General features: G+C 65.0%; 6 protein-coding genes. 1 reads left to right on the top strand and 5 read right to left on the bottom strand.

The window, feature by feature from the left end; genetic code table 11:
• Window positions 1-27: 27 nt before the first annotated feature.
• From BLT03_RS05580 to BLT03_RS05595, 4 genes are all read right to left on the bottom strand, one after another.
• Complete coding sequence (locus tag BLT03_RS05580; protein ID WP_092741955.1) at window positions 28-2,556, bottom strand: putative bifunctional diguanylate cyclase/phosphodiesterase; 2,529 nt, start codon at window positions 2,554-2,556, stop codon at window positions 28-30.
• Between the two features lie 167 nt (window positions 2,557-2,723).
• A complete protein-coding gene (locus BLT03_RS05585; protein ID WP_434802337.1) occupies window positions 2,724-6,014 on the bottom strand; it encodes an EAL domain-containing protein in 3,291 nt (1,096 codons plus the stop codon).
• Window positions 6,015-6,152: 138 nt separating this feature from the next.
• Complete coding sequence (locus tag BLT03_RS05590) at window positions 6,153-9,068, bottom strand: aconitate hydratase (protein WP_092741200.1); 2,916 nt, start codon at window positions 9,066-9,068, stop codon at window positions 6,153-6,155.
• A gap of 496 nt (window positions 9,069-9,564) precedes the next feature.
• Window positions 9,565-9,855 carry an H-NS histone family protein gene (locus BLT03_RS05595; RefSeq protein ID WP_092741202.1) on the bottom strand — a complete coding sequence of 97 codons (291 nt, stop codon included), beginning with the start codon at window positions 9,853-9,855 and terminating at the stop codon, window positions 9,565-9,567.
• A gap of 242 nt (window positions 9,856-10,097) precedes the next feature.
• On the opposite strand from BLT03_RS05595, the gene BLT03_RS05600 reads away from it, so the two are divergent.
• Complete coding sequence (locus BLT03_RS05600) at window positions 10,098-10,943, top strand: symmetrical bis(5'-nucleosyl)-tetraphosphatase (RefSeq protein ID WP_092741957.1); 846 nt, start codon at window positions 10,098-10,100, stop codon at window positions 10,941-10,943.
• A gap of 104 nt (window positions 10,944-11,047) precedes the next feature.
• Here the strand turns inward: BLT03_RS05600 and BLT03_RS05605 are convergent, their stop codons facing one another.
• Window positions 11,048-12,499 carry a DEAD/DEAH box helicase gene (locus tag BLT03_RS05605; RefSeq protein WP_092741204.1) on the bottom strand — a complete coding sequence of 484 codons (1,452 nt, stop codon included), beginning with the start codon at window positions 12,497-12,499 and terminating at the stop codon, window positions 11,048-11,050.
• Window positions 12,500-12,548 lie beyond the last annotated feature (49 nt).

A 12,548-nucleotide genomic window follows, 5' to 3' on the forward strand; every position in this document is an offset into this window, starting at 1 on the left:
CGGCCGGGCCGCTGTGGCGCAGCCGGTTCAAAGCGCGGGACGCACCGCCCGCTCAAGCACCGTAGCGGGCGCGGGGCGCCCGAAGAGATAGCCCTGGAACGCGTGGCAGCCGTGACGCTGCAAAAACTGCAGCTGGCCTGTCGTCTCCACGCCCTCGGCCACCACGTGCAGGTCCAGGCTTTGCGCCAGAGCGAGGATGGTGCGCACGATGGCCGCGTCGTTGGGGTCGGTGAGCACGTCGCGCACGAAGCCCTGGTCGATCTTGAGCTGGTCGATCGGCAGGCGTTTCAAGTAGCTGAGCGACGAGTAGCCGGTGCCGAAATCGTCCAGCGAAAAGCCCACGCCCTGCGCGCGCAGCAGCTCCATGCGCGTGATCACGTCTTCCACGTCGGTCAGCAGCAGGCTTTCGGTCAGTTCGATCTTGAAGAGCCGCGGCTGCGCCCCGCTCTCGCGCAGCGCATGCAGCACCTGGTGCACGAAGTCGGGCTGGCGGAACTGGCGCACGCTCACGTTGATCGACAGCACGAGCTGTGCGGTGGCGGCGCTGCGGCTCCACGCCACCAGTTGCTGGCAGCCGCGCTCCAGCACCCACTGGCCCAGCTGGACGATGAGCCCGCTCTGCTCGGCCACCGGAATGAACTCGCCGGGCGACACGATGCCGCGCTGCGGGTGCAGCCAGCGCACCAGCGCTTCGGCGCCTAGCATCTGCCCACGCCGGTCCACGATGGGTTGGTAGTGCAGCACCAGCTCGCCCGCCTGCAGGCCGCGGCGCAACTCGGCCTCCAGCACGGCCCGCGCGCTGACGGCGGCCTGCATCTCCGGGTCGAAAAAACGCACTGCGTTTCGGCCGGCGGCCTTGGCCTGGTACATCGCCATGTCGGCATGCTTGAGCAGGTCGTCCACGCTGCCTGCGGCCTCGCCGAAGAGCGTGAGGCCGATGCTGGGCGTGCTGTGGTGGCTGATGCCATCGAGCAGGTACGGCAGGCTCAATGCGGTGCCGATCTTGCGGGCCAGCTGCGACGCATCGGCACTGGCGGCCCACGACTCGGCGGGCAGCCCTTCGGCCAGCACCACGAATTCATCGCCGCCGAAACGCGCGACGGTGTCGCTCTGGCGCACGCAGGCCTGCAGGCGCTGCGCGACCTGCACGAGCAGGCGGTCGCCCATGTCGTGGCCCCGCGTGTCGTTCAGGTCCTTGAAGTTGTCCAGGTCGATGAACAGCAGCACGCCGTGCCGCCGCGTGCGGCCGACGGCGACGGTGGCGCGGTAGAGCCGGTCGATCAGCATGCGCCGGTTGGGCAGGCCGGTGAGCGCATCGAAGAAGGCGAGCCGCTCGATCTCGGCCTCGACTTGCTTGCGATCCGAGATGCTGCGGCCGACGCCGCGATAGCCCTGGAAAGTCCCCGCATCGTCGAACACCGGCACGCCGCTGATCGACACCCAGTAAGCCGTGCCATCCGCCGACAGCCGCCGCAGTTCGAGGTCGCGAAACGGCTCGCGTGCATCGAGCAGGCGGCGGTGTGCGACCCAGTCTTCATCGGCCATGTTGAGGGCGCCGATCTCCCAGCGGGTGCGCCCCACGACCTCGCCCGGCGCCATGGCCTGTGTGCTGCGCCCGCTCACGAAATGGATGAAACGGTACGCGGTGTCCTGCTCCCAGTACCAGTCGGACGACAAATCGCTCAAGCTGCGAAAACGCGCCTCGCTCACCCGCAGTTCAGCCTGGGTGCGGACGTGCTCGGTCACGTCGGTGAAGGTGCGCACCATGCCGCCGTCGGGCAGCGGGGCGGTGTGCACCTCCAGCGTGCGGCCACTGCGCGTTCGGCGCCAGTACACGTCGGGTGGCGGCAGTTCGCCGCCGCTTCGCACGTACGCCTGGCCCTGCCGGTCGACGAGCCCGGCGCCTTCGCCGAAATCGCCCCGCTCCATCTGAACGCGCTTGACCTGCATCGGCGTGGGCCGTGCTTCGAACAGCGCGCGCGGCAGGTCCAGCAGTTCCAGCAGGCGGTCGTTGTAGACGGTGATGCGGCCATCGGCACCGACGGTGTAGAGGCCCTGGCTCATGCTCGCCAGCGTGGTCTGCAGCAGGGCCCGCTGCGCACGCAACTCTTCGGCCCACGGCAGTGCGAATGCGATGGCGGTTGCGGCATCGGTGACGCCAGCAGGGACGGTCGGGCGCTGTTCGAGCAGCACAGCCAGGCGCTGCGCAAGTTCCGGAAGGTGGGCATTGCCATCGGCGCGCAGCACGTAGTCGCCGGGGCCGTGCCGCAGCGCGCGGGCGGCCAACGTTTCTTGCGCCGGCTCCAGGCAGAGCATCAGTGGCCGATCACGGGCCTTCGTCACCCAGCCGGGAAGGGATATGGCATCCCGGGGCAGGCACAGCACCAGCGCATCGCCGTCAAAAGCAGCAGGGGGTTGCAAGGGGCTGCCTGGGCGGTCCGCCAGGCCCGGCAGATCGCGCACGTCCCAGTCGGGCCAATGGCGCACCAGCCATTCCCGGTCCGCAGGTGCACTGGCCGCGAGCGAATCGATCCAACCGATGCGGGCACGGGCCATGCCGGTCCGCAACGGTAGCAGCGCGACGGGAGCCACCGGCATCGCGGGCATGGGCGCGTCGAGGGGCAAAGCGACGTTGCCCGTGGCGGGCGCCACCGTGTTGCCGTCTGCCGGATGGCCCGCAACCATGCCTGCCAAAGGCGCGGCAGGCACAGCGGGCACCGCGCTCATGCCGCAGTGACCTCGGCAGCGGCCTCGGGCAGATCGCCCGGAAGTTGCTGGTCGCGCTCGAACTGCGCCACGACGCTCGGCCGCCCGAACAGGTAGCCCTGAAAGCCTTCGCAGCCGTGCAGTTTCAGGAAGGCCAGTTGGCCCGTGGTTTCCACGCCCTCGGCGACCACCTGCAGATCGAGGCTCTTGGCCAGCGCGAGGATGGTGCGCACGATGGCGGCGTCGTTGGGATCGGTGAGCACATCGCGCACGAAGCTCTGGTCGATCTTGACCTGGTCCAGCGGCAGGCGCTTCAAATAGCTGAGCGACGAATAGCCCGTGCCGAAATCGTCCAGCGAAAAGCCCACGCCCTGCTTCTTGAGCTGGGCCATGCGCTGGATGGCGTCTTCGATGTCGCCCAGCAAGAGGCTTTCGGTCAGTTCGAGCTTGAGGCGCTGGGGGTTGGCGCCGGTGCGCTGCAGCGTCTCCAGCACCTCGGCCGCGAACGTGGGCTGGCGAAACTGCCGCGCACTCACATTGACGGCGATGGTCAGGCGCTCGGTGTCGGGGTGCCGTGCCCAGCGCACCAGTTGTTCGCAGGCCGACTGGAGCACGAAGCGCCCCAGCGGCAGGATGAGGCCGGTCTGCTCGGCCAGCGGAATGAAGTCGGCTGGGCTGATCATGCCGCGCTCGGGGTGGCGCCAGCGCACGAGGGCCTCGGCCCCGCACAACTGCGTGCGGTGGTCCACGATGGGCTGGTAATGCACGGCTAACTCTTGCCGCGCCAGGCCCTGGCGCAGATCGGCTTCGAGGTGCGAGCGCGCATGCACCTGGGCCTGCATCTCGGGGTCGAAGAAGCGCTGGGTGTTGCGCCCTTCCGCCTTGGCCTGGTACATGGCCAGATCGGCGCGTTTCAGCAGCTCGTCCACGCTGCGGGTCTGGTCGCCGAACAGCGTGATGCCGATGCTCGGCGTGCTGTAGTGCTGCTGCGTGCCCAGCATGAAGGGCTGGTTGAGTTGGGCCAGCAGTTTGTCGGCCACATGCTCGGCCTGGGCGGCCGCTTCGGTCAGATCGGCGTCGAGGTTCTCCAGCATGACCACGAATTCATCGCCGCCGAAGCGCGCCACGGTGTCGGTGGCCCGCACGCAGGACACCAGCCGCGTGGCCACCTGCGCCAGCAACTGGTCGCCCATGTCGTGGCCCAGCGTGTCGTTCAGATCCTTGAAGTTGTCCAGGTCGATGAACAGCAGCGCACCCAGTTGGCCGCTGCGCTGGCAGGCCGCGCTGGCGCGCTGCAGGCGGTCCAGCAGCAGGCGGCGGTTGGGCAGGCCGGTGAGGGCGTCGAAGAAGGCCAGCAGTTCGATCTGCTGCTCGGCCTTCTTGCGGTCGGTGATGTCGCGGCACACGCCCAGCAGCCCGGTGACATGGCCGTGCAGGTCGCGGATGGGCGTCTTGATGGTTTCGAAATACCCCTCGTACCCGTCTTCCTTGAAGGTGAGCGTTTCCTCATACACCAGGGGCTGCCACGCGGCCATGGCGCGCTGGTCGAGTTGGCGCACGCGCTGCGCCTCGGCAGCCGGCATGAGTTCGTCGTCGGACAGGCCGATGATGTCGCGCTCGCGCCGCCCGATGAAGCGCTCGAACACCGGGTTGCACGACAGGTAGCAGCCATTGGCGTCCTTGAGGAACACCACGTCGGGAATCGCGCTCACCAGGCTGGCCAGGCGGGTGCGCTGCTGCGTCAGTTCGAGCGCCATGCGCTTTTGCTCGGTCAGGTCGAATGCGAAGACCACCACCGCCACGGTGCGGCCATCGGCGGAGATTTCCGGCACCAGCGTGGTGTGCCAGAACTGGGCGCCATGGCTTTTGGGAATGCGGTGCTCGAACACCACCGTCTCGCCCTGCAGCGCGCGGTCGAAGTGCGGCTGGATGGGCTTCATCAGATCGTCCGCCAGCACATCCGCGATGCGCTGGCCTTGCAGTTCCTCGACGGTGCGCCGCAGCCAGTGCGCCTGAGACGGGTTGATATAGACGATGCGCAGGTCGCGGTCCAGGCGGGAGACGCCGCCCGGCAGATGCCTCAACAGGCTGGCCAGTTGCACTTCGTGCGCACGGCTCAGGTCCTGCGCCTCGCGCTGTTCGGTGACATCGGTGAGCACGCCGTCCCAGATCACGCGGCCCTTGTCGAGCGGACGCGGCGTGGAGCTCATGCGCATCCAGCGCCATTGGCCGTCTGCACGCCGCATGCGGACCACCGCCTCGCCGACCTCCATCGCGCGGTAGGAAGCCTCGTCGGACGCCGCGCAGGCCAGGCGGTCCTCGGGCGCCATCTGTTCGAAGAACAGCGTGGCGTCGTTCACCACGTCTTCGGCCGATATGCCGTTCAGCCGCTCGATGGCGTCGCCCATGTGCACGAAATGCCACCGGCCGTCCGCTTCGCGCACCCGCTGGTAGAGCACGCTGTCGGGCAGGTTACGGCCCAGCAACTGCAGCCGGCCTTCGCTTTCGCGCAGCCGCGCTTCTGCGTCCTGGACGCGCGCAAACGGCATGCGAATGCCCGCGATGAACACGGCCTGGAACATCAACGCATAGCCCAACACCCGCATCGCATGCGCGAACGTGTCCACGAAGAGTGGATGCAGGGGATAGATCAGCATGGAAAATTCCGCCACCGCCAGTGCGGTCGCCGCGCTGGCCATGATGCGGCGCCGTCCCGTGCCGCGAACGGCCGGCGCGCTGCGGTCCACCCGGTACATCGACCACGCGGCAAACGCCAGGACCGCGCCCAGCAGACCATTCGCTGCCATGGTGACCAGATCGTCGGACGCCAGGGCAAGCTGCTCCGGAAGGCCGCTGGAGGCAGACCACACCAGTATCAAAGACACTCCGGCAGACCCGACTGCCCACGCCCGGGCCGGGCCGCGCGCAGACACCCGCAGCGCGAACAGCAGCAAAGTCAGCGCCTCCACGGCATGGCCCATCCAGCCGAAATAGGCGGAGACGTCCTCGCGCGCCATGGAGCCCATGCTCTCCATCTGGTGGAGCAGGACCGCATGCAGGAAATTGCAGACCGCTGCCGTGGCCAGCCCCGCCACGAGCACGTTGGCGCGCCCCTGCTGGCTGTCGTCGAGCATGTGCAGCGACACCGCCACGGCCAGCAGGCCAATCAGCACCACCACCATGTCGAGAAAGGGCTCCAGGCCATGCAGCCCTTGCAGTCCTGGTCCCAGCAGCTGAACCACGGGCACGAGCAGTAATGCCAGCACCGCCACCACCAGCATCAGGGTGACCGCAGGCGCTTCCGACAAAAGCGCCCGCGCGATGGCTCGGGTGACCGGGCGGTGGGGTGGGGACGTCATGGGGGCGGGTTACCTCTGAGCGGGTTACCTGAACATATCGTCACAAGTGTATCGGGCCCACCGCCCAAATGGTCGGATAACCCCCGCTCAAGCACTCAGGAGTTGACGCAGCACGTAAGGCAGGATGCCGCCAGCGCGGTAATAGTCCACCTCGATCGGCGTGTCGATGCGCAGAGTGACCGTGACCTGCTGGCGCGAGCCGTCGGCACGCCGAATCGTCAGCAGCGCATCGCTTTGCGGCGTCAGGGCTGGGTCGGGAACCACGTCGATGGTCTCGTTGCCGGTCAGGCCCAGCGACTCCCAGGAATCGCCCGACTTGAACTGCAGCGGCAGAACGCCCATGCCCACCAGGTTGGAGCGGTGGATTCGCTCGAAACTCTTGGCGACGACCGCCTTGATGCCCAGCAACTGCGTGCCCTTGGCGGCCCAGTCGCGGCTGGAGCCGGTGCCGTATTCCTCGCCCGCAAAGATCACGGTGGGCGTCTCTTCGGCGATGTACTTCATGGCGGCATCGAAGATGAACATCTTCGTGCCCTGCAGCGGTCCGTCGTTCTGGAACAGGGTCACGCCGCCCTCTTCACGCGAGCCATCGGCGGTGGCTGGGATCATCAGGTTCTTGATGCGGACGTTGGCGAAGGTGCCACGCATCATCACGTCGTGGTTGCCGCGGCGTGCACCGTAGCTGTTGAAGTCCTGCTTCATCACGCCGTTGTGCAGCAGCCACTGCCCTGCCGGCGAGGTCTCCTTGATGGAGCCGGCGGGCGAGATGTGATCGGTGGTGATCGAGTCGCCGAAGAGCGCCATGATCCGCGCACCCACCACGGCTTCCGACGCCTTCGAGCCATCGGCACCGTCCGGCCGCGCCTGGGCTTCCAGCGTGAATTTCGCGAAGAACGGTGGCTCGGCGATGTAGGTGCTGGCAGGCCAGTTGTAGGTGTCGCCCGTCACGCCCTTGATGTTGTTCCACAGCGCGCCCGGATCGGTCTTGACCTTGCCGTAGTTGTCGCGGAAGGCCTTGCCGTTCATGGCGAAGCGCCTCAGCGCATTGATTTCATCACTCGTCGGCCAGATGTCGCCCAGGTACACATCGCGCCCGCCTTTGCCCTTGCCCACCGGCTGCGTCATCAGATCGCGCAGCACCGTGCCGGCGATGGCGTAGGCGACGACGAGCGGCGGGCTGGCCAGAAAGTTGGCCTTGATGTTGGGGTGGATGCGCGCCTCGAAATTGCGGTTGCCCGACAGCACGGCCGCGCACACCAGATCGTTGCTGGTGATGGCTTCGTTCAGCTCCGGTGCCAGATCGCCTGCGTTGCCGATACAGGTCGTGCAGCCGTAGCCAGCCAGCGCGAACCCGAGCTTTTCGAGGTACGGCAGCAGCCCGGTTTCGGTCAGGTATTCGGTCACGATGCGGGAGCCCGGTGCGAGCGAGGTCTTGATGTGCGGCTGCACCTTGAGCCCCGCTTCCACCGCTTTCTTGGCCAGCAGCCCGGCCGCGAGCAGCACGCTGGGGTTGGACGTGTTGGTGCAACTGGTGATGGCCGCAATCAGCACATCGCCGTTGCCGATGGTCGGGTCCGACCCCTTGGCAGGCAGGCGCACGGCGGCGTCTGCATGGGTGACGGCCAGAGGCGGCTTGTTGTGCTCCATCTCGACCAAAAAGCGCGGCCCGCCTGCCGGTGCGGGCTTTTCCGCCGGAACGGCTTCGCTCACCCCTTCGTCGCCCCGGTGGATGTGATGGCGCGTGTGCAGCAGTTCCGCCGGGCGGTTGAAGCCGTTCTCTCCCGCCGGCTTGCTGAACAACGAAACGAAGTCGCTGCTGACCTTGCCGAGTTCGATGCGGTCCTGCGGGCGCTTTGGTCCCGCCAGGCTGGGCGTGACATCGCCCAGGTTCAGGCGCACCACCTTGGAGTAGTCAATTTCGCCCGCCAGAGGCACCCCGAAAAGGCCCTGTGCGCGGAAGTAGGCTTCGAAAAACTCAATCTCGGCCTGCGTGCGCCCGGTGCCCCTGAAGTAATCGATCGTCTTCTCGTCGACGGGGAAAAAACCCATGGTCGCGCCATATTCAGGCGCCATGTTGCCGATCGTGGCGCGATCGGGCAGGGACAGCGTGCGCGTGCCCTCGCCGAAGAATTCCACGAACTTGCCCACCACCTTGTGCTGGCGAAGGATCTCGGTCACCGTCAGCACCAGGTCGGTGGCGGTGACACCCTCGCGCAACTGGCCGGTCAATTCGAACCCCACCACGTCCGGGGTCAGGAAATACACCGGCTGGCCCAGCATGGCCGCTTCGGCCTCGATACCACCCACGCCCCAGCCCACCACGCCGATGCCGTTGATCATCGTCGTGTGGCTATCGGTACCGACCAGCGTGTCGGGGTAGTAGACATCGCTGTCCCCCTTGTGCACGCCACGCGCCAGATATTCCAGATTGACCTGGTGGACGATGCCGAACCCTGGCGGCACCACGCCGAAAGTGTCGAAGGCTTGCATGCCCCACTTCATGAATTCGTAGCGCTCGCGGTTGCGCTGGAATTCGAGTTTCATGTTCAGGTCGAGCGCCTTTTTCGTGCCGTAGTAATCGACCATGATCGAATGGTCGACCACGAGGTCCACCGGCACCAGGGGCTCGATCTTCTTGGGCTTCTTGCCCAGGCGCTGCGCCACGCTGCGCATGGCCGCCAAATCGGCCAGCAAAGGCACGCCCGTGAAATCTTGCAGCACCACCCGGGATACGACGAAGGGAATCTCGTCCTTGCGATCGGCAACGGGCTGCCACCGCGATAGCTGTTCCACATGTTCCGCCGTGACCTTGCGGCCATCGCAATTGCGCAAAACCGACTCCAGCACGATCCGGATCGAAACCGGCAGGCGTTTTACCGACGGGAATTGTTTGGCCAGCGCCTGAAGCGAATAGAACTTTCCGCTTTTGCCGGACCCGGTCGTGAAACTCTTCAGGGTGGATGCGAAAGCGTGCCGGGGAACCTGGGGTGACATCGAGGCCATGTAGTGCTACTCCTGTGGGGACGAGAGCACCTATTCTGGCAGTCCTGCCTATCGATGCAATCGTGGGGTAATCAATGGCGAAAAGCGCTGACATCGAATGCTCCCACTGACGAAGATGGCTCTCGCCGTGATAGATGCCGTCCTACGCGATGGGAATGCTTTTGCAAGTAGCGCAAAAGCATATTCGCGAATCTTAAAAACCCCCGTCCAAATACCACTGCATGGAATTTCGCTTTTTATTTCCGAGCTATCTCTTGAATTCAATGCGCGATCACGGCTTGCCATAGCCATCATTAATCACGCCACTTCATGCATTCTCAGCGAGAGAGGAAAAGAACCGATATGCCTGCCGTGAAAGGACGCCGCTCCCAAATCCGGCCGATGAAGTATTCACAGCCATAAAAAAAGCCCGCCAAGGCGGGCTGTTACTGCCGATCAATGACCGGCACAGGGCGCAGGCAAGATGCCTCGCACGCCCTTCACACACAGGACTGAATCAAATGGCGAATTGCTCGCGGTCTTGGTTTTGAATCCACTTGGGAGCCTTGCCACGCCCCGTCCAGGTTTGTCCGGTGGCAGGGTCACGGTATTTGGGCGCGACCTTGACGCCGGCGCTGGCACTGCGAGCGCGCCCAGCAGGAAATACATCCTGAGCGGTCAAACCGTACTCGGCCACCAGATTGCGAACCTGATTGATGGCATCAGACAGTTCACGGCGGCGTGCTTCGCTGATTTGCTGCTCAAGTTCTTCACGTTGTTTCAGCAGGTCTTTGTAGCTAGAGCTCATGGTGATGTTGCGGTGATTAATATCGAAGGCTGCATTATAGGGAGCTTTCAATATCGTGCGGCGAAAAATATAAAAGCAATCTGACGATTCAATGGATCACCGAATTTTCCCATTCCACGGAACTCTGCCATCGGAGCCATATCGAAGAGCGCCGCCAGAACCTGAAGGGCTCAATTGCCGTGCCATTACCTCCATTCGATGGCACGCAGTCACAATGCGGGTTTACACACGTTGGGATGGCGATGGCGCTCTACTGCATCGGAGATATTCAAGGCTGCGACACGGCATTGCAGCGCCTTCTGGATCACATCGGTTTCTCGCCCAGCCGGGATACCGTGTATTTGTTGGGCGACCTGGTGAATCGGGGGCCAGCCTCCGCTGCGGTGCTGCGTCGCTGCATGCAAGCCGGAGACAGCCTGCGAAGCCTGCTGGGCAATCACGACCTGCACCTTCTGGCGGCAGCCCACGGTGCACGCAAGCCTTCCCGCCGCGACACCCTGGAGCAGGTCTTGCAAGCCTCAGACCGCGAAGCCCTGCTCGAATGGCTGAGGCAGCAACCGCTCGCCCGTAAACATGTGCTGGCAGGGGAGTCCCTGTACATGGTGCATGCTGGCGTACTGCCGTCGTGGTCGGCCGAGGATGCGCTTCGTTACGCGGGCGAGGTGCAGGATGTTCTGCGCGGACCGGATCTGCCCGCTTTTCTCCATGCGATGTACGGCAACACCCCCGACCGCTGGGATGATGCGCTGACCGGCACCAACCGCCTGCGCGTCATCGTGAATGCGCTCACGCGCCTGCGTTTCTGCACGCCGGAGGGGGTGATGGACTTCGAGAGCAGTGAAAGCGCCAGTTCAGCGCCGGCGGGCCTGGTTCCCTGGTTCGAGGCTCCGCGCAGGAAAACCCAGGGCACGCTGATAGCGTTCGGCCATTGGTCCACTTTGGGCTGGATGAACCGACCGGATCTGCTGGGGTTGGACACGGGGTGCGTCTGGGGAGGCTGCCTCAGCGCGGTGCGGTTCGGCAGCACGCTTTCAGAGCGGGAGCACTGCCATGTTCAATGCGAGGAAGCGCAAAAGCCTGGTGTTTGAAGGCTGGAGAAGGCGAACGCCGGCACGAAGCTGGCGCCGGCCTGTTCGCAAACTCTGCCTGTCTTTCCCTCAAGCCGATTCATCCCGGCCTGAAGGAAACCGATTCACTGGGAAGATGTTTCGGACTGTTCCTCGGCCTTGAACAGCGCCGCCACCTTGCGTTTGGGCTTGATGTTGGCCGAGATGCCGCTGCGTGCCGGCTGGGCCTTGGCTGCCGATTCCCAATGCGGTGCGGCATCCGCGGACGGGGCTTCGTACGGCTTGTCGAAGAAAGGATCGCGGGGCGCTGGCGCGGCGCGGTAGCTGCTGCGGGGCTCACGCGAATCGCCACTGCGCTCGCGGCGGGGGCCTTCACGTTGGCCGTCTTCCCGCCAGGCCCGTTGCCCGTCGTTGATGCGGCCGCGGGGCCGGTCTTCCTCGTACTCCAGGGCTTCGAGGTCGATCTTCTTCTTGATGAGCTTTTCGATGTCCGCGACCAAGCGCGTATCGCTGTTGGACACCAGCGTGACCGCCAGGCCGGAGGCTCCCGCACGGCCCGTACGGCCGATGCGGTGCACGTAATCTTCGGCATTGAACGGCACGTCGAAATTGAACACGGCCGGCACATCCTTGATGTCCAGCCCACGCGCGGCGACATCGGTGCACACCAGCAGATCGACTTCGCCCTGCTTGAAAGCGTCGAGCGCCTTCAGCCGCTCATCCTGGCTCTTGTCGCCGTGCAGCGCCGCGGTCTTGAGGCCTTCGCGTTCGAGGCTTCGCGCCAGTCGAGCGCAGCCCAGCTTGCTGTTCACGAAGATGAAAGCCTGCTTCAATCCGCGCGTCTTCAGAACCTGATGGATGGCGCGGCGTTTGTCGTCGTCGTTGGCGCTGTAAAAGCGCTGCTCCACCGTGGACGCCGTCTCGTTGGGGCGCGCCACTTCGATCGTGATGGGGTCTTGCAGATAGCTGCCTGCGAGGCGCTTGATCTCGGGCGAGAACGTGGCACTGAACAGCAGCGTGGTGCGCTGCTTGGGCAGGTAAGACAGGATGCGCTGCAGGTCCGGCAGAAAACCGATGTCCAGCATGCGGTCGGCTTCGTCCAGCACCACATATTCGACTTGGTTGAGCACCGCATTCTTGGCTTCGATGTGGTCCAGCAGCCGTCCGGGCGTGGCCACCAGCACTTCGACGCCTTTTTTCAGCTCCAGCGTCTGCGGCTTCATGTCCATGCCGCCGAACACCACCGTGCTGCGCAGCTTGGTGTACTTGGCGTACAGGGCCACTTGCTGGGCCACCTGGTCGGCCAATTCGCGCGTTGGCAGCAGCACCAGGGCGCGCACCGGGTGGCGTGCCGGAGAGGTGGAACTGTTTTCGTGCTTGAGCAGGCGTTGCAACAACGGCAAGGAGAACGCTGCCGTTTTTCCGGTGCCCGTCTGGGCGGCGCCCATCACGTCCTTGCCGGTCAGGACGACCGGGATGGCCTGCTCCTGGATGGGAGTCATGGACTCGTAGCCCATTTCGGCCACAGCGCGTGCCAGCGGTTCAGCCAGCGATAAATTGGAGAAAGAACTTGTCATTTAGCCCGCTATTGTCGCACCAGGGGCTGCAACAGGCGTTTTTTCGGGT

Origin of the sequence: Paracidovorax valerianellae (genome assembly GCF_900102625.1) — a bacterium.
Taxonomy (GTDB): domain Bacteria; phylum Pseudomonadota; class Gammaproteobacteria; order Burkholderiales; family Burkholderiaceae_C; genus Paracidovorax; species Paracidovorax valerianellae.